Source organism: Bacillus sp. AMCV2 (assembly GCF_056033925.1).
This window is the reverse complement of the sequence record NZ_JBVYIB010000002.1, coordinates 2,332,352-2,350,338: the sequence shown is the minus strand read 5'-3', so window position 1 is coordinate 2,350,338 and position 17,987 is coordinate 2,332,352. Positions and strand designations below refer to the sequence as shown.

Genomic DNA, 17,987 nt, shown 5'->3' with positions numbered 1-17,987 from the left:
TTATTGAATAGGAAATCTTTTTTCCTGTAAGAAAAGGAGACAAAGGCTATGAATTTGGATTTTTCAGCAACGATCCCCCAAATTCCTTTTATATTAGAAGGCTTGGCAATTACATTAAAAATTGTTGTTGTATCTGCTATTATCGGACTTATACTCGGTATTGTGCTAAGCTTATGCAAGATCAGCACATTCCGCCCGTTTATCTGGATCGCTGATTTTTATACATCAGTGTTCCGAGGCACGCCTTTAGTGCTGCAGCTTATGATTGTCTATTTTGGCCTTCCTCAGCTGCTCGGATTTCAAATTGACCAGTTTTGGGCTGCGGTTGTCGCATTGTCTTTGAATTCCGCCGCTTATGTATCGGAAATTATTAGAGCCGGAATCAATGCCATTGATAAAGGGCAAAAAGAAGCTGCTGTTGCACTCGGTGTCCCGTATGGAAAAATGATGAAGGATCTGCTGCTGCCGCAGGCCTTCAAAAATATATCACCTGCAATTGTGAATGAATTAATTACGTTAACAAAAGAATCGGCGATCGTTACCGTCATCGGGCTTGGTGATGTCATGAGACGCGCATATCAAGCTGGCGCCGCCACTTACAATTACCTTGAGCCGCTTATTATCGCGGGATTGATTTATTATGTGCTTGTCCTGATTTTAACGTTTATCGGCAAGGCTGTAGAAAGGAAGCTGAAATCCAATGATTAAGGTTGAAAAGCTGTCAAAATCATTTGGGAAACACGAAGTATTAAAAAACATTTCAACAACAATCGCTGAGGGTGAGGTTGTTGCCGTGATCGGTCCTTCAGGCTCAGGCAAATCAACGTTCTTACGCTGTTTAAACCTGTTGGAAAAGCCTAACGGCGGAACCATTACAATAAAAGACACAGAGATTACGAAGCCAAAAACCAACACATTAAAGGTCCGGGAAAACATCGGGATGGTTTTTCAGCATTTTCATCTCTTTCCGCACAAAACGGTTCTCGAAAACATCATGTACGCGCCTGTCAATGTAAAAAAAGAATCAAAACAGGCTGCACAGGAGAAAGCTGAGGACCTGCTCCGCAAAGTCGGTTTGTTTGAAAAGCGAAATGACTATCCAAACCGTTTGTCTGGCGGACAAAAACAGCGTGTCGCGATTGCCAGGGCTCTTGCGATGAACCCGGACATCATGCTGTTTGACGAGCCGACCTCCGCCCTTGATCCGGAGATGGTCAAAGAAGTGCTACAGGTGATGAAAGAGCTGGTCGAAACCGGCATGACCATGGTGATTGTCACACATGAAATGGGCTTCGCAAAAGAAGTGGCAGACCGCGTGCTGTTTATGGACCAAGGAATGATTGTCGAGGACGGCAATCCGAAGGAATTTTTTATGTCGCCAAAATCCAAAAGAGCGCAGGACTTTTTAGAGAAAATATTATAGAATATAAAAAAGAAGAAGGCTGGCCGCCTCTTCTTTTTTATTGAAGAAACAAATAGAAATGGAGTCCGACATGTTTAAAATTGGTTACCGCACAATAAAGACCGCGCTTGGAACAGCTTTGGCTATTTATATAAGCCAGTTATTGCATTTGCAAAACTTCGCATCAGCAGGAATCATCACCATTTTGTGCATTCAAATCACACAAAAACGGTCGCTTCAGGCCTCATGGGCCCGCTTTGCGGCATGCTGTCTGGCAATTGTTTTTTCTTTTCTCTTTTTCGAGCTTATTGGCTACCACCCGTTTGTGATCGGAGCGCTTCTTTTGATATTCATTCCGATAACGGTTCTGTTAAAAATTAACGAAGGTATCGTCACCAGTTCCGTTATTATCCTTCATTTATACATGTCCGGCGGCATTACGCTTGCTTTCATCTGGAATGAAGTTCAGCTGATTACGGTTGGCATCGGCGTCGCTCTATTGATGAACTTGTATATGCCTAGTCTTGACCGGAAACTGATTGCCTACCGCAAAAAGATAGAGGATAACTTTGCTGTCATTTTTGCAGAAATCGAACGGTATTTGTTAACTGGTGAGCAAGATTGGTCAGGAAAAGAAATTCCGGAAACGCACCAGCTCATTACGGAGGCTAAAAACCTGGCATATCGAGATGTGCAAAACCACATTTTGCGTTATGAAAATCTGCATTATCATTATTTTAAAATGAGAGAAAAGCAATTTGAAATTATCGAACGCCTTCTCCCTAAAGTGACATCGATCTCCATTACGGTAGATCAGGGAAAAATGATCGCTGAATTTATTCATGATTTGCGGGAGGCGATACACCCTGGGAATACAGCGTACAAATTTCTGAAAAGACTTGCTGACATGAGAAAAGAATTTGAGGAGATGCCGCTTCCTGCGACTAGAGAGGAATTTGAAGCGAGGGCCGCTCTCTTCCATCTTCTCGGCGAAATGGAACAATATTTAGTGATTAAAAGTTATTTTAAAGGAATAAAAGCACAAAAATCACTCGGATGATTCGCATGAGCTCTTCCTTCATTGGTCAACCTAATGAAAAAGGAGGAGCTTATGCGTTTTTTCTTATGTTCGATTTTTATGATGATTTCACCGATTTGGCCGCTCGGCGAAAATCCGCTGCCGGGTGATCCGTATATTATTGTCAACAAGCGAACAAATGAACTTGCTGTTATCCTCGACAACAGAGTAGAAGGCGTGTATAGTGTGGCGACTGGAAAAACAGATGATTTGACGCCTGAAGGAGAGTTTTCGGTAACGGTAAAAGCGGAAAATCCTTACTACAGAAAGAAAAATATTGAAGGGGGATCTCCTGACAACCCGCTTGGGGCCAGATGGATCGGATTTGACGCGAAAGGAACGGACGGGCGGATTTATGGAATTCATGGGACAAACCGAGAGGAATCAGTAGGGAAATTTGTGTCTAACGGCTGTATACGTATGCATAACGATGAGGTCGTTCATTTGTTTCAAACGATACCAGTAGGAACGAGAGTGCTGATCACGGACGACAACCGCTCTTTTGAGGAGATTGCCATCGAGCATAAAGCTCTGATAAAAAAGCAGGATATTCCCATTGAATAAGGCGCCTGCTTTTTTATCGTTATAAAAACATGACGATTCCTGAGAGTACAGTTGAAAGAATAAAAACTCCCAAAATCACGATCAAAACGCTTTTCATCAGTTTTTGAGACATGATTTTCACTCCTTAAACAATCTGTCTATATTTTAGCGTGTTTTGAATGGGTGGACAAGCGATATCTATTAGCGAAAGCAGGGATGCAAATGAACAGGCTTGACCATATCGGGATAGCCGTTTTTTCGATAAAAGATGCTAGAAGCTTTTATGAAAATGTATTGGGGCTTGCATTTCTTCATCAAGAAACGGTTGAAGAACAAAAGGTGAATGTTGCTTTTTTTCAAGCTGGTAGCGTCAAACTTGAGCTGATAGAGCCGTTGACAGCTGACAGCCCCGTCCGTTTATTTTTGGAGAAGAAAGGGCAGGGACTGCATCATATTGCGTTTTTGTGCAACGGCCTATCTGAACAGCTTCAAGCATTGTCTGACCGGCATGTTCGATTGATTGACAGGTATCCAAGACAGGGGGCAAATGGGAAAAAGATCGCGTTTATTTCCCCTCGGGAAACAAACGGTGTTCTTATAGAGCTTTGTGAACCGAAAGGAGACCAACACAATGAGCATGAATGAGCACATGGATCATTTATACACGAAACGCAAGCAGGCAGAAGAAGGCGGAGGACAGGAAAAGCTGGCTCAGCAGCGGCAAAAGGGCAAGCTCACTGCTCGGGAAAGGATCATATTTCTTCTAGATCAGGACAGCTTTATCGAATTAAACCCCTTCATGGAAAGTCAAGTGTTAACAAGAGAACAGCGCATGTTAGGGGATGGGGTCGTGACAGGGTACGGCACAATTGACGGCCGCTCAGTTTATGTATTTGCGCAAGACTTCACAGTGTTCGGAGGGGCGCTTGGCGAAACCCATGCCAGGAAAATCTGCGCTTTGATGGATCTGGCAGCAAAAAATAAGGCGCCGATTATCGGGCTGAATGACTCAGGTGGTGCGAGAATTCAAGAGGGTGTGGTATCATTAGATGGATACGGTCACATATTTTACCGAAACGTCTTATATTCCGGAGTCATTCCGCAAATATCGGTTATTTTAGGGCCGTGCGCTGGAGGCGCTGTATATTCTCCGGCACTCACAGATTTTATATTTATGGCTGAACAGACCGGCCGGATGTTTATTACCGGCCCGAAGGTGATTGAAAAAGTGACAGGGGAACAGGTTGATGCGGAGAGCTTAGGCGGAGCGGGGATACATAATGCCGTCAGCGGAAACGCCCACTTTTCCGGGCATACGGAGAAGGAGGTTCTGACAGGGGTGAGAAAACTGCTGTCTTATTTGCCGCTGAATGGCCGGACAACAGAGCCGAAGCCAGAGAAAGAGGCGTCCAGACCGTTATTAAACCGTCTAGTGCCTGCTGACACGACAAAGCCGTATGATGTTCGGACGGTGATTAAGGAGATGGCCGACCCGCAGTCTTTTTTTGAGATTCAGCCATTTTTTGCGAAGAACATTGTCATTGGGTTTGCAAGGCTGGGTGAAAAAACAATCGGCATCGTGGCGAGCCAGCCGAAGCATCTGGCGGGAAGCTTGACGATTGACGCTGCTGATAAAGCAGCAAGGTTCATCCGTTTTTGTGACGCATTTGATATCCCGCTGTTGACTGTTGAGGATGTCCCGGGGTTTCTGCCCGGTATTCAGCAAGAGCACAACGGAATCATCAGGCATGGAGCAAAATTATTGTTTGCTTATGCAGAAGCGACTGTCCCAAAAGTCACACTCATCATTAGAAAAGCGTACGGCGGCGCCTATGTGGCCATGAACAGCAAAGCAATCGGAGCGGACCTTGTGTTTGCATGGCCGAATGCTGAAATCGCAGTGATGGGTCCAGAAGGTGCGGCATCGATTTTGTATGAAAAGGAAATCAAAGCTTCAGCTGACCCGCAAAAGACGAAACGCGAAAAAACAGCTGAATACAAAAAGCAAAACGCCGGCCCATACAAAGCGGCCGCTTGTGGAATGGTCGATGACATCATTTTGCCGGAAGAATCAAGGGGAAGACTGATTCAAGCTTTTCATATGCTTGCACATAAGACAGAAGAGAGACCGAAAAAAAAGCACGGTAACATACCGCTTTAATATGGAGGGACTTACAAATGGTGAATGAAAAACGCCTGCTGGAAGAATTTTTAGAGCTTGTCCAAATTGACTCAGAAACAAAGCACGAAGCTGAAATCTGCAAAGTGCTGAAACGAAAATTTTCTGATTTAGGTGTGGATGTTAAAGAAGACGATACAATGGATATCACGGGCCACGGAGCCGGTAACCTGATTTGCACGCTAAAAGGGACAAAACAAACAGATACGATCTATTTTACATCTCATATGGACACAGTTGTACCCGGAAACGGCGTAAAACCAGTTGTAGAGAACGGTTACGTCAAAACTGACGGCACGACGATTTTAGGCGCTGATGATAAAGCGGGATTGGCTGCAATGTTTGAGGCGATTAAGGTGCTGAAAGAAGAAAACATTGAACACGGCACGATTGAATTCATCATCACAGTAGGGGAAGAATCGGGTCTGATCGGAGCGAAGGCTCTTGACCGTTCTATGATCACTGCATCCTATGGCTATGCCCTTGATTCAGACGGAAAAGTTGGAAATATCATTGTGGCCGCGCCGACACAGGCGAAGGTAAGAGCGGCAATTTTCGGGAAAACCGCTCACGCCGGGGTTGAACCTGAAAAAGGCATTTCAGCGATTACAATCGCTAGCAAAGCCATTTCAAAAATGCCATTGGGCCGTATCGATGAAGAAACAACAGCTAATATCGGCCGGTTTGAAGGCGGCACACAAACAAACATTGTGTGCGACGAAGTTCATATTCTTGCTGAAGCGCGCTCTTTAGTTCCTGAGAAAATGGAAGCTCAGGTTCAAAAAATGAAAGCTGCTTTTGAAGAGGCAGCTGCTGATATGGGCGGACGCGCAGAAGTCGAAATTGAGGTTATGTATCCGGGCTTTAAATATCAAGACGGCGACCAAGTTGTTGAAATCGCGAAAAAAGCGGCTGCTAAAATCGGACGTCCAAGCGAGCTGCAAACGAGCGGCGGCGGAAGCGACGCGAACGTAATCGCTGGTCATGGCATCCCGACGGTCAATCTTGCTGTCGGTTATGAGCAAATTCATACAAAAAATGAAAAAATGCCGATCGAAGAGCTCGTTAAAACGGCAGAAATGGTTGTTGCCATTATTGAAGAGGCGGCAAAATAAAAAAAGAAAACCCGAGTGCGATTTCCCGCATCGGGTTTTTTTAGCTCCATTTCCTAAGCGGCCAAAATAACACATCCTGTTTTTTAGCGTAATGAAGCAAGGGGTCTGACTCCGGCAATGTAATGCCGTGAGCATCAGTCACCGTATTGACTGAAATTTCTGCTTCGGCGTTTTGCAGCAGCCACGGATGATGATGGATGTCTTCGTAATAGAGCTTATTGCGATAAGTGGTGTAGAGCCTGTATCGTTCTGTCAGCCAGTAATCGAGCGAATCCTTTTCTGCTGTAAAAGGCGCTGAAATGGGCCGGTATGCGGCGTGGAATGCTGCTTCTTTGTCATCTTTCCGCTTGCTGACATAGTCAATGGCATCACCGTTTTTTTCGGCTTTCATATTCGCGTAAAAATAAGGCAGATGAAAGAATGTGCGAGCGCCAAGGACCGCCAGACGATGATCGGCATCTAAGCTAAAAAAATAAATGCCGGGCTTGCCTTTATACGTGACATAGGTGCGGAGGTTAAGCTCAGGAAATGCACGCGCACCGGGAATGGCAGGAAGATAACGCGCCCTCAGGTTCGTGAGCATAAAGGGAAGCATGCTGATCCAAGCTTGCCCGTTATATGTATCTAATTCTAAAACGGACGGTACCAAAGCGCGAAGGATAGAAACATCAACAGGCCAGTGAGCAAATAAGACATCATTCCAGGTTTGTCTCATGATCCAGATTCCTTCAGGTACAGAAATGTTTTTTTGCTGAAAGTGTTCCGTCAACGTATATGCTCCTTTCGTTTGGAGGTGAGTAAAGGTATTCCCGATTTCCTTCTTTTTAAACGATACGGCTATTTTTTAGGATGGCCATTTCTGCTTCAGCCATGATAAACAAGACTGTTTGGCGCGGTATGCTTTGCAAGTAACAAAAAACAACCCCGGCTTTTCGCACGGGGTTGCTTTTTTATTTCACCGACTCAGTAAGAGCGGCTGTTTTTTTACTTTTATGATGCGTCATCTGAAGGACGATGTTTTGCACTGTCAAAAACAGTCCGCTTGTAAACCAGTACAGCGGAAGGGCTGCCGGGACATTAAGCGAGAAAATCGTCATCATCACTGGGAAGATGAACACCATCAATTTTGCGGATTGCTGCGCCGCAGGGTTTTGCGGGACAGCGGAATATTTCGCGCTCAGTTTTTGAGCGATATAGGCTTGAACAAAATACATAATCCCTGCACTAAGGGACATGAGAATATCAGATTGCCCTAAACTGAACCATAGAAACGAGTGTGACGCAATTTCAGGTGTTGAGCGAATCGCGTAATAAAGCCCAATCATAATCGGAGACTGAATCAGCATTGGAAGACAGCCCATCGCAAGCGGGTTGATATTATGCTCCTGATACAGCTTCATCATTTCCATTTGCAGTTCTTTTTGTTTTTCAGGGTCCTTCGTCTTTTTCAACTTAACCTGGATACTGTCAACCTGAGGTTTAATAACGGCCATTTTCTCTTGGAAGATGCGCTGTTTTTTGAACTGATTGACAAACAAAGGCAATACAACTATACGCACAATAATGGTTACGAGGATAATAGAGAGTCCGTATTCTCCGTGAAACAGCCCGGCAACACCCTTAAGCAGAGCGGAAAACGGTTCGATTAAATAATCGTGGAAAAAACCTACGTTGCTGAGGCCTCCCACCTGATTAGTCGCTGCAAATGCAGCATTACCCGAGCATAATACGATCAAAAAGATACCCATAGCCAAAAATTTTTGATATGTTTTTAACAATTTTGTTCTCCTCCTTTTTATAAATGCAGTTTATAAAAGAAGAGAACCGGCGTCTTCATCATCGTTCACAGGCGAATTCATTCGGAAGACTTTACGTATCCAAGTTGTAATGCGATGATATATAATAATAAGAAAGTCTGCTCGGTTAATGTGAAAGACCGTCTGATGTTCATCTGTTCGTTTTGATTTCCATTGCTCGCCCGCACGGCACTCCCGTAAGAGAAATGCAATCCCGATTGCCGTCAGAGCAGGAAGAATAATTGTGAAAAAATCGACTAAGAATAAAACGTCATTTATCGATTCCACAAACATTGTCACCACATCCATTCAATACGTTCATTTTACTATATGTACAAGCTGTTGTCTAATGAACGAAAAGGAGATTTGTTTATGCCGGGAAAGAGCCGAATTATTTTCCATATTGATATGAATAGCTTTTATGCGTCGGTTGAAATGGCATATGATCCGGCTCTCCGGGGAAAGCCGGTCGCAGTTGCCGGAAACGTAAAGGAGCGAAAGGGCATCGTGGTAACATGCAGCTACGAAGCAAGAGCGCGCGGCGTCAAAACAACGATGCCGGTTTGGGAAGCGAAGCGCCATTGTCCTGAGCTCATCGTTCTTCCGCCGAACTTTGACCGCTATAGAAACTCTTCACGAGCGATGTTTACCATTCTTCGTGAATATACTGACCTGGTGGAGCCTGTCTCCATCGACGAAGGCTATATGGACATGACCGATACATCATACAGCAGCCGGGCGCTGGAGACGGCAAAAGAAATCCAAAGCAGGCTGCAAAAAGAGCTGCTGCTCCCGTCAAGCATAGGGATCGCGCCGAATAAATTTCTCGCTAAGATGGCGTCTGATATGAAAAAACCGCTTGGAATCACGATTTTAAGAAAGAGGCAAGTGCCTGATATCCTGTGGCCGCTTCCTGTTGGAGAGATGCACGGAGTCGGCAAAAAGACAGCGGAAAAACTGAAGGGACTCGGCATCCATACAATCGGAGAGCTAGCTGCAGCTGATGAACACTCGCTGAAGCGCCTGCTTGGCATCAACGGTCCGCGCCTTAAAAATAAAGCAAATGGCATTCACCATGCGCCGGTTGACCCGGAGCGCATTTACGAATTTAAAAGCGTCGGCAACTCATCGACACTTTCCCATGATTCCAGTGATGAAGAAGAGCTGTTAGGCGTCTTTAGAAAGCTTGCGGCTTCTGTGAGTGACCGTTTACAGCGTAAGGAAGTCATGGCTTCGAAGCTTTTTATTATGATTAGATATGCGGATTGGAAAACCATCACAAGAAGCACCACGTTGAGAAACCCGATTGATCAAAAAAATGACATTTTGAAAGAAGCGGAGCACCTCTTTTTTAAACATTGGAATAAAAATCCTGTCAGGCTGCTTGGCATTACCGGAACGGATTTAGTAGAAAAAGAGCAGGCATATAAACAGCTCGATTTGTTCAGCTTTAATGAAGATGCGAAGGATGAGCCCATTCAGCAGATGATGGAAAAGCTGAATAAAAAGTACGGTACCAAACTGATCAGAAAAGGGGCAACGTTAAAAAAAGAGGAGAGCAAAACAAAGGGAACAAGCTTTAATAAAGATTTTTTTCAAGATGAAAAGAAAAGCTGAATCGCTTGAAAAAAAGGGTGAATGTATGGTAATTTCTTTATTATAAATATCATTTTATTTTAATTTAAATTTTAAAATGATTAAACGTTTGCAGAAGGGACGTTAGAATATGTCAAAACAACAAATCGGCGTTATCGGACTTGCGGTCATGGGTAAAAATCTGGCTTTAAATATCGAAAGCCGGGGATTTTCTGTTTCTGTTTACAACAGATCAAGCAGTAAAACTGAGGAGTTTTTACAGGAGGCAAAAGGAAAAAATGTTGTTGGCACATACAGCATTGAAGAATTTGTCCAATCCTTGGAAACACCGCGCAAAATCTTATTAATGGTTAAAGCGGGAACTGCAACAGATGCGACAATTCAATCTCTTCTTCCTCATCTAGAGAAGGATGATATTTTAATTGACGGCGGTAATACATACTATAAAGATACACAGCGCCGTAACAAAGAACTCGCTGAAAGCGGCATTCATTTTATCGGAACAGGCGTTTCCGGCGGAGAAGAAGGAGCGCTTAAAGGACCTTCTATCATGCCTGGCGGACAAAAAGAAGCACATGAGCTTGTAAAACCGATTCTTGAAGCCATTTCTGCAAAAGTTGACGGAGAACCTTGTACGACATATATCGGTCCGGACGGCGCCGGCCATTACGTAAAAATGGTGCACAACGGAATTGAATACGGAGATATGCAGCTGATCTCTGAATCATATTTCATTCTGAAACAGGTGCTGGGCCTTTCTGCTGGTGAGCTTCATGAAGTTTTCGCTGAATGGAATAAAGGCGAGCTTGACAGCTACTTGATTGAGATTACGGCTGACATCTTCACAAAAAAAGACGAAGAGACAGGCAAACCGCTTGTTGATGTGATTCTTGATAAAGCAGGGCAAAAAGGAACAGGAAAATGGACAAGCCAAAGCGCACTTGACTTAGGCGTTCCGCTTCCGATTATTACTGAATCTGTATTCGCACGCTTTATCTCAGCTATGAAGGAAGAGCGTGTGAAAGCAAGCGGACTTCTTTCAGGACCAGAAGTGAAGCCTGTTACAGAAAATAAAGAAGAGCTGATTGAAGCGGTCAGAAAAGCGTTGTTTATGAGTAAAATCTGCTCATACGCGCAAGGATTTGCCCAAATGAAAGCTGCTTCTGAAGAATACAACTGGGACCTGAAATATGGTGAAATCGCTATGATCTTCCGCGGTGGCTGCATCATTCGCGCGGCATTCCTTCAGAAGATCAAAGAAGCTTACGATCGCGAGCCTGAGCTTGACAACCTGCTTCTTGACAGCTATTTCAAGAATATTGTAGAAAGCTATCAAGGAGCGCTTCGCCAAGTGATTTCACTTGCAGTTGCCCAAGGTGTGCCGGTGCCATCATTCTCAAGCGCATTAGCCTACTATGACAGCTACCGCACAGCCGTACTGCCTGCAAACTTAATCCAAGCACAGCGCGACTACTTTGGCGCTCATACATATGAGCGTACCGACAAAGAAGGCATCTTCCATACTGAATGGATGAAGTAATCAATAGAAACCCCCGAAGCTTTAGAGCTTTGGGGGTTTTGTTATTAAAGAGAGTGCTATACCTCTGTGATAGCTGAAAAAAGCCGAAAATGCTTGTGAGCATTTTCGGCTTTTTTCTTACTTATATATTCCACCAGTGCAAGCCGTCTTTCGCCAAAAGATCATCTGATTCTTTTGGTCCCATTGAGCCTGATTCGTAGTTAGGAGATAAGGTTTTGTTTGCTGCCCATGTTTCAGAAATGGAGTCGACAAAGCTCCAAGAAAGGGCAACTTCATCCCAGTGTGCAAAGTTTGTTGCATCGCCAAGAAGACAGTCGTGAATTAGTTTTTCATATGCTTCAGGGGTGTTCAACTCGTCATTGCAATTGCTGCAGTAATCGAGTTTGATTGGCTGCGCGTGTGCTGCTCCGCCAAGCTTTTTAGCATTTAAGTAAAGCGTAATGCCTTCGTCAGGCTGAATATGAATGACAAGCAAGTTCGGATTCATGTTGTTTTCATTGCCGTAGTACAGGTTCATCGGAATGTCCTTAAATTGAACGACAATTTTTGTGGACTTTTCTTTCATTCGTTTTCCGGTACGGATATAGAATGGAACACCAGCCCATCTGAAGTTGTCAATCAAGAGCTTGCCGGCAACAAAGGTTTCTGTATTGGAGTCAGGAGCGACATTATCTTCTTCTGTATAAGAAGGAACAGGCACACCGTCAATTTCACCGGCTTGATATTGTCCGCGCACAAAGTATTCATCCACTTCATCTTTTGCAATAGGACGCAGTGCTCTTAGCACCTTCACTTTTTCGCTGCGGATTTCTTCTGTGTTCAATTTGATCGGCGGCTCCATTGCAAGAAGGGCAACCATCTGCATAATATGGTTTTGTACCATGTCGCGAAGGGCGCCTGATTTTTCGTAATATCTTGCGCGGTCTTCAACGCCTAGTGATTCGCTAGATGTGATTTGAATGTTTGAAATGTAGCGGTTTGTCCAAAGCGGTTCGAAAATCGCATTGGCAAATCGAATCACTTCAATGTTCTGAACCATTTGTTTGCCTAGATAATGGTCGATTCTGTAAATTTGATCTTCCGTAAATGCTTCGCGGATTTCTTTATTCAATGCCTGTGCGCTTGGCAGATCATGGCCGAACGGTTTTTCGATGACAAGGCGGGACCAGCCGGTTGTAGCTGTTACACCCTCTGATTTTAATGTTTTTGCAATCGTTCCAAAGAATTCAGGAGCCATTGCCAAGTAGAACATTCTGTTGTTAGGAATTTGATATGTATCTTCCAGCTGGTTAAGCAATACGTTAAGCTCTTGATAAGAGCCAGGGTTTGTCACGTCAAACGGGTGATAGTAAAAATGAGACGTGAAATCATCTATATGCTTATCTGCAGCTGAGGAAATGGATGTTTTAACAGTTTGGCGAAGATCCTCATTAGACCAAGGTCTTCTTCCAACTCCTACCACTGCAAACTCTTCTCCGATTTGTCCGTTTTGATATAAACGGTGAATAGACGGATACAATTTTCGTTTTGCTAAATCTCCAGTTGCACCGAATATGACAATTACTGCTTTTGGTTGTTGGTTTGTTTTCACTAAAAGTACCTCACTTTATTCGAAGCTTTATTTTAGTACACCCCGTATATTTCCTTCATTTTAAATCTAAAATTCAACGAAAGCAAACATTTAAGCCCTTTTTTAAGCAGAATGCTGAAAAAATGTTTCTAGCACGAAAGGATTGTTCTTTTCAGAGGCAAGATTCACATTTTGCGCTTGATCCTGTATTCTTGTAGGTATCTGGTTCTAGTAGGAGGAAGGAAACGTGGAATTACTTTTTTTAGGGACAGGAGCCGGCATTCCCGCCAAGGCGAGAAATGTAACGTCGGTGGCATTAAAATTGCTTGAAGAAAGGCGTTCGGTATGGCTTTTTGACTGCGGGGAAGCCACACAGCATCAAATTTTACATACAACGATTAAACCTCGTAAAATAGAGAAAATCTTTATTACACACATGCACGGCGATCATGTATACGGACTTCCGGGGCTTCTGGGGAGCCGTTCCTTTCAAGGTGGAGAGGACGAGCTGACAGTGTACGGACCTAAAGGGATCAAGGCGTTTATTGAAACAAGCCTTGCCGTCACGAGAACCCATTTGACATATCCGCTTGCGATACAAGAAATTGAAGAAGGAATCGTGTTTGAGGACGACCAGTTTATTGTCACAGCGGTAGCTGTTATTCATGGAGTAGAAGCTTTCGGGTACCGTGTGCAGGAAAAAGACGTACCGGGTTCCTTGAAGGCTGATGTATTAAAAGAAATGAACATCCCGCCCGGACCTGTATATCAGAAAATCAAAAAAGGCGAAACGGTAACGCTTGAAGACGGACGAATCATCAATGGGAATGATTTTCTGGAGCCTCCCAAAAAGGGAAGATCTGTTGTGTTCTCCGGTGATACGAGAGTAAGTGACAAACTAAAAGAGCTTGCGAGGGATTGTGATGTGCTTGTTCATGAAGCAACCTTTGCTAAGGAAGACCGTAAACTTGCTTATGATTATTATCACAGTACAACGGAACAAGCGGCTGTAACAGCGAAAGAAGCAAGGGCGAAGCAGCTCATTTTAACCCATATCAGCGCAAGATATCAGGGAGATGCTTCTTTGGAGCTTCAAAAAGAAGCGGTTGACGTTTTCCCCAATAGCGTGGCGGCATATGATTTCTTAGAGGTAAATGTCCCGCGAGGCTGAAGGCGGAGCTCTTATTTGACAATTTGTGATGATGTTGTATAATAAAACGTAATCATTACGCTTTATAAGGAGATGTTAATTATGAGAGTAAATGTTACTTTAGCCTGCACTGAAACGGGAGACCGAAATTACATCACAACAAAAAATAAACGCACCAATCCAGACCGTTTGGAGCTGAAAAAATATTCACCGCGTTTAAAGAAATATACCCTTCACCGTGAAACAAAATAATATAAAAGACCGGGAATCCCTTACGGCCCGGTCTTTTTTTACGTTAATTGACTGCCTGGTAAAGAGGAGCGGCCTGCTGGCACGCTGCGCACCATACGTCATAAATAGCCAAGTGAACGATATGAGGTTCATCATGATGGATGTTGTGGGAGCTGTTTTTAGCTTGAATCCAGCCGCTTTGGTTAGATAGAGACAATATGCTGCTGTGCAAGTTTTGCCACTCCTGTTCAGCAGCGAATTTCTCAGTCCGTTCTCCTGATGACAACACAAGAAGAGGCATGTTTCCTAAGTGGACTTGCCGCTTTTTGAGCTCCTGCAGACTTTTTGAAAACTCTGCATGTGTGCCCTCAAGCATCATCTTTCTCGTATGTGATTTGTGCATTTCTTCGGGTATAAAGGTAAAGCTGGCGCAATCGCCTAAAGCTGGGTCAAGAAGGACCATGCCGATAATATCATACTTGTTTTTGCAGGCCCATAAACCGGTGATGACAGCTCCGTATGAGTGTGAAACAGCCAAATAAGGAGGTTTTACATCAGCTGCTTTAAGCAAACTCTCCAATTCTTTCACTTGTTGATCAGCTGTTCGTTTAGCTCTGCTTTGCCCGCTTTTTCCTATGCCTGCCCGATCATATGTGAAAATGCCAAATTCATCATCAATGTCCGCCATTAATGGTTTCCACGTCTCAGAAGAAGTACCATAGCCGGCCTCAAAGACAATCGTTACACCGCTTGATCCTTTCCGGTGCTGTGTATGAAACGCACATCCGTCAATTGTATATGTCTTTTCCATCCAAGCTGATTTCATTGGAGTCATCTCCTCTAATTGGTTCTACTAGGGAGACGGAGAACCTTAGCCGATCGTTTCTCTAAAAATAAAAAAAGAGATATCCTCAACAGGATATCTCTTATGGGCATTACCAGCCTCTTTCGTATTGAACAGGGGCCGGAATCTCTGTATTGAGCTGTTTCGCGGCAGTTCTTGCAAAGAATGGATCCCGCAAAAGCTCTCTGCCGATAAAGATGAGGTCGGCACGTCCGTTTTGCAGAATTTCTTCAGCCATTGAACCGTCTGTAATCATGCCGACGGCACCAGTAGCCATGTCCGCCTGTTCACGGATTTTCTCAGCGAAGCTGACTTGATAGCCAGGGAATACGTTAATGTTTGCGTGAACAAGGGCGCCTGAGCTGCAGTCAATTAAGTCAACACCCTGCTCCTTCATCCATTTTGCAAAACCGATGTGATCGGCAATGTCTAAGCCTTTATCAGTGTAGTCAGAAGCAGATACACGGACAAATAAAGGACCGTCCCATACTTGTTTGACTTCATCAATGATCTCTCTCAAGAAACGATAGCGGTTTTCAGGTGAGCCGCCGTATTCATCTGTGCGATGGTTGGAAAGCGGAGACAAAAATTCATGAATTAAATATCCGTGCGCCGCATGAATTTCAATCACATCAAAGCCGGCTTCTTTTGCGCGGGCAGCCGCTTGCTTGAACTCCTGAACTGTTTCTTTTACTTTTTCTGCTGACATTTCTACAGGTGTTGCTGATTGTTCGTCAAACGCAATCGCCGATGGAGCGAAGATATCTCCTTCAAGCTCAGCTTTACGTCCGGCATGGGCAAGCTGAATGCCGATTTTTGAACCTTGTTCTTTGACCTGCTCAGTCAGTTTTGCAAAGCCTTCAATATGCTCGTCGCTCCAAATGCCTAAGTCTTGGTCAGTGATTCGTCCTTGAGGGTTAACCGCTGACGCCTCTACAATAATCAGTCCGACCTGGCCGATTGCGCGCGATATGTAATGTGCCATGTGGAACGGTGTTAATTTTCCGTCCTTTTCATGAGAAGAATACATGCACATTGGCGACATGACAATGCGGTTTTTTAACGTCATATCTTTAATTGTAATAGGTGTAAATAATTTTCTGGCCATTTCTTTCGCCTCCCGTAAGGTTTTTAGAGATTGATTATATCAAGTCATTTCTTTCCCGTCATATAAACTGCTCAAAAGAACCGCTTTTGTCAAACATTTCTGTATAATAGACGAGAAATCAGTTTATTTTTCAGTATAGAAGCATTTTTATTCATAGGAGGGGCGGAATCAATGAATTGGCAGACGAAGGACGAATTGCTGGCACTTTTAACTTCTCTTGTGCAATACGAAAGCATCACCGGTTCAAAGGGCGAGGCAGCACTTGCAGAGTATCTTTATTTTATTTTGAAGGACAAGCCCTATTTTCAAAAGCACCCTGATGATGTAACACTTCATCCGATGGACGATGGCAGATCTTTTCTTACGGCTCTAGTCAAAAAGAAGAATGTCAAAAAGACAGTGCTTCTGCTGAGTCATTTTGATGTCGTTGACATAGAAGATTACGGCGAATTTAAACATATGGCTTGCAAGCCTGCTGAGCTTTTGAGCTCCTTTTTAGAGAAAAAAGAGCTGCTCCCGGAACGTGTGAGAAGAGATGCCGAAAGCGGAGACTGGCTGTTCGGAAGAGGGACGATGGATATGAAAGCGGGGCTTTGTGTTCAACTGTCGATGCTGGAGAGGGCAATGAACGGATATTTTGAGGGCAATCTGCTGTTGATAACGGTTCCGGACGAGGAAGTGAATTCTAGAGGCATGATTGAAGCGGTTCCTGCATTGAAGGAAATGGAGAAAAAGCATGATATCACATTAACCGCTTGCCTGAATGCCGAACCGATGTTTGAAAAATTTCCCGGCGATCAGCAGCAATATTTTTATACAGGAAGCATTGGCAAGGTGCTTGCGGGTTTTTTCTGCAAGGGGATTGAGACACATGTTGGAGAGCCGTTTTCAGGCCTAAACGCAAATTTAATGGTATCTGAGATTAACCGTTTGCTTGAACTGAATGCTGATTATTGCGAAAAGGTTGATGGCGAGGTCACTCCGCCGCCGGTAAACTTAATGCAAAAGGACTTGAAAGAGGCATATTCAGTCCAGTCACCGCATACAGCTGTCACATTATTTAATGTGCTGTCAATGAAACGCTCAGCTAGTGAGCTGCATCAGATGCTGCTTAAAACAGCAGAACAGGCGGCGGAGAAAATCATGTCGAACGTTCGGAAGAAAACACAGGATTTTCAACAATTTGCGCCATTTCAGCCGATTGAGCGGGACGTCACTGTTTTGCCATTTGATGAGCTGGTCTCGCGTGCAAAAAAGCGTGCGGGGATCTCGGAAATAGAGCGGGCTCTAAATTATGCCTTTGCTAACAGGGGGGAGCTGGGAGACAGGGATTTTTCGACGAAAATTGTTTCTGAGCTTGCTTCGCTTTGTAAGGAGGATGCGCCGCTCATCGTTCTGTTTTATAGTCCGCCGCTTTATCCAGCTGTTTCTTCAAAGGATGATCAATTGATCAGAAATACAGCAGATCAGTTAAAGCATTATGCGGCTGAGCGATACGGCATTGCATTACGGGAGGTTAAGTACTTCCCCGGACTTTCGGACTTGAGTTATCTTCAGCTGGAAAAGCAGGAGGTTGATGCATACACAAGCAATATGCCGCTCTTTAAGAGAGGATATTCATTGCCAAGCGGTAAAAATCAGGCTTTATATGTCCCGGTTTTAAATGTCGGTCCGGCTGGTAAAGACCCGCATAAATGGACGGAAAGATTGTATATGCCTTATTCCTTTGAAGTGCTTCCCGATTTGCTTTCATTTACGATCTCCGCGTTATTAAAGCAATCAGAATCTGCCGGCCAGCTGTTGCGGGAAAAATAAAAAACAGAAGGCACTATGCC

The 17,987-nt window shown here is 44.1% G+C and carries 19 protein-coding genes; 12 read left to right on the top strand and 7 right to left on the bottom strand.

Annotation, left to right across the window (positions count from 1 at the left end; genetic code table 11):
* Positions 1–48: 48 nt before the first annotated feature.
* The 4 genes from artQ to AC0OMA_RS12090 all read left to right on the top strand — a co-directional run bounded on the left by artQ (position 49) and on the right by AC0OMA_RS12090 (position 3,044).
* On the top strand, positions 49–708 hold the full coding sequence (artQ, locus tag AC0OMA_RS12105; protein WP_003230340.1) for an arginine ABC transporter permease ArtQ: 660 nt from the start codon (positions 49–51) through the stop codon (positions 706–708).
* On the top strand, positions 701–1,423 hold the full coding sequence (gene artR / locus AC0OMA_RS12100; protein ID WP_004398740.1) for an arginine ABC transporter ATP-binding protein ArtR: 723 nt from the start codon (positions 701–703) through the stop codon (positions 1,421–1,423). The genes artQ and artR overlap by 8 nt, the downstream gene beginning before the upstream one ends.
* Before the next feature lie 70 nt (positions 1,424–1,493).
* Complete coding sequence (locus tag AC0OMA_RS12095) at positions 1,494–2,462, top strand: aromatic acid exporter family protein (protein ID WP_064671046.1); 969 nt, start codon at positions 1,494–1,496, stop codon at positions 2,460–2,462.
* A 51-nt stretch (positions 2,463–2,513) separates the two neighbouring features.
* The gene (locus tag AC0OMA_RS12090; RefSeq protein ID WP_032726102.1) at positions 2,514–3,044 is read left to right on the top strand and encodes a L,D-transpeptidase; all 531 of its coding nucleotides are present in this window, start codon (positions 2,514–2,516) and stop codon (positions 3,042–3,044) included.
* A gap of 19 nt (positions 3,045–3,063) precedes the next feature.
* On the opposite strand, the gene prli42 is transcribed toward AC0OMA_RS12090, so the two are convergent.
* On the bottom strand, positions 3,064–3,156 hold the full coding sequence (prli42, locus tag AC0OMA_RS12085) for a stressosome-associated protein Prli42 (RefSeq protein ID WP_003226489.1): 93 nt from the start codon (positions 3,154–3,156) through the stop codon (positions 3,064–3,066).
* A gap of 89 nt (positions 3,157–3,245) precedes the next feature.
* Between prli42 and mce the strand changes: the two genes are divergently transcribed.
* Genes mce through AC0OMA_RS12070 form a run of 3 tightly spaced genes read left to right on the top strand, consistent with a single transcriptional unit; the run spans position 3,246 to position 6,317 of the window.
* Positions 3,246–3,668, top strand: coding sequence for a methylmalonyl-CoA epimerase (mce, locus tag AC0OMA_RS12080; RefSeq protein WP_021479984.1), 423 nt, complete (start codon positions 3,246–3,248; stop codon positions 3,666–3,668).
* Positions 3,661–5,184, top strand: a complete 1,524-nt coding sequence (locus tag AC0OMA_RS12075; RefSeq protein ID WP_172861340.1) for an acyl-CoA carboxylase subunit beta — start codon at positions 3,661–3,663, stop codon at positions 5,182–5,184. The genes mce and AC0OMA_RS12075 overlap by 8 nt, the downstream gene beginning before the upstream one ends.
* Positions 5,185–5,201: 17 nt before the next feature.
* The gene (locus AC0OMA_RS12070; RefSeq protein WP_003230352.1) at positions 5,202–6,317 is read left to right on the top strand and encodes a tripeptidase T; all 1,116 of its coding nucleotides are present in this window, start codon (positions 5,202–5,204) and stop codon (positions 6,315–6,317) included.
* Positions 6,318–6,357: 40 nt separating this feature from the next.
* Here the strand turns inward: AC0OMA_RS12070 and AC0OMA_RS12065 are convergent, their stop codons facing one another.
* From AC0OMA_RS12065 to mifM, 3 genes are all read right to left on the bottom strand, one after another.
* On the bottom strand, positions 6,358–7,086 hold the full coding sequence (locus AC0OMA_RS12065) for a YqjF family protein (RefSeq protein WP_474222134.1): 729 nt from the start codon (positions 7,084–7,086) through the stop codon (positions 6,358–6,360).
* Between the two features lie 181 nt (positions 7,087–7,267).
* Entirely contained in the window at positions 7,268–8,095 is an 828-nt protein-coding gene (locus tag AC0OMA_RS12060) for a membrane protein insertase YidC (RefSeq protein ID WP_181219721.1), read from the bottom strand.
* 30 nt (positions 8,096–8,125) lie between these two features.
* Entirely contained in the window at positions 8,126–8,413 is a 288-nt protein-coding gene (mifM, locus tag AC0OMA_RS12055; protein ID WP_181219926.1) for a membrane protein insertion/folding monitor MifM, read from the bottom strand.
* Positions 8,414–8,485: 72 nt separating this feature from the next.
* On the opposite strand from mifM, the gene AC0OMA_RS12050 reads away from it, so the two are divergent.
* Together AC0OMA_RS12050 and gndA are read left to right on the top strand one after the other, a co-directional pair.
* The gene (locus AC0OMA_RS12050; protein WP_474222133.1) at positions 8,486–9,730 is read left to right on the top strand and encodes a DNA polymerase IV; all 1,245 of its coding nucleotides are present in this window, start codon (positions 8,486–8,488) and stop codon (positions 9,728–9,730) included.
* Between the two features lie 109 nt (positions 9,731–9,839).
* The gene (gene gndA, locus AC0OMA_RS12045) at positions 9,840–11,249 is read left to right on the top strand and encodes an NADP-dependent phosphogluconate dehydrogenase (protein ID WP_181219717.1); all 1,410 of its coding nucleotides are present in this window, start codon (positions 9,840–9,842) and stop codon (positions 11,247–11,249) included.
* Positions 11,250–11,370: 121 nt separating this feature from the next.
* On the opposite strand, the gene zwf is transcribed toward gndA, so the two are convergent.
* Entirely contained in the window at positions 11,371–12,840 is a 1,470-nt protein-coding gene (zwf, locus tag AC0OMA_RS12040; protein ID WP_047182847.1) for a glucose-6-phosphate dehydrogenase, read from the bottom strand.
* A 226-nt stretch (positions 12,841–13,066) separates the two neighbouring features.
* Between zwf and rnz the strand changes: the two genes are divergently transcribed.
* Positions 13,067–13,990, top strand: coding sequence for a ribonuclease Z (gene rnz / locus AC0OMA_RS12035; RefSeq protein WP_047182846.1), 924 nt, complete (start codon positions 13,067–13,069; stop codon positions 13,988–13,990).
* A gap of 81 nt (positions 13,991–14,071) precedes the next feature.
* Positions 14,072–14,221 (top strand): 50S ribosomal protein L33, encoded by a 150-nt coding sequence (gene rpmG / locus AC0OMA_RS12030; RefSeq protein ID WP_003226511.1) that lies wholly within the window; start codon positions 14,072–14,074, stop codon positions 14,219–14,221.
* Between the two features lie 43 nt (positions 14,222–14,264).
* On the opposite strand, the gene AC0OMA_RS12025 is transcribed toward rpmG, so the two are convergent.
* Together AC0OMA_RS12025 and namA are read right to left on the bottom strand one after the other, a co-directional pair.
* Entirely contained in the window at positions 14,265–15,026 is a 762-nt protein-coding gene (locus tag AC0OMA_RS12025; RefSeq protein ID WP_014477266.1) for an alpha/beta fold hydrolase, read from the bottom strand.
* A gap of 109 nt (positions 15,027–15,135) precedes the next feature.
* Entirely contained in the window at positions 15,136–16,152 is a 1,017-nt protein-coding gene (gene namA, locus AC0OMA_RS12020) for an NADPH dehydrogenase NamA (RefSeq protein ID WP_015384036.1), read from the bottom strand.
* Between the two features lie 171 nt (positions 16,153–16,323).
* Here namA and AC0OMA_RS12015 point away from each other — a divergent pair, with 171 nt between their 5' ends.
* A complete protein-coding gene (locus tag AC0OMA_RS12015) occupies positions 16,324–17,967 on the top strand; it encodes a M20/M25/M40 family metallo-hydrolase (RefSeq protein WP_474222132.1) in 1,644 nt (547 codons plus the stop codon).
* The last annotated feature ends 20 nt before the right edge of the window (positions 17,968–17,987 follow it).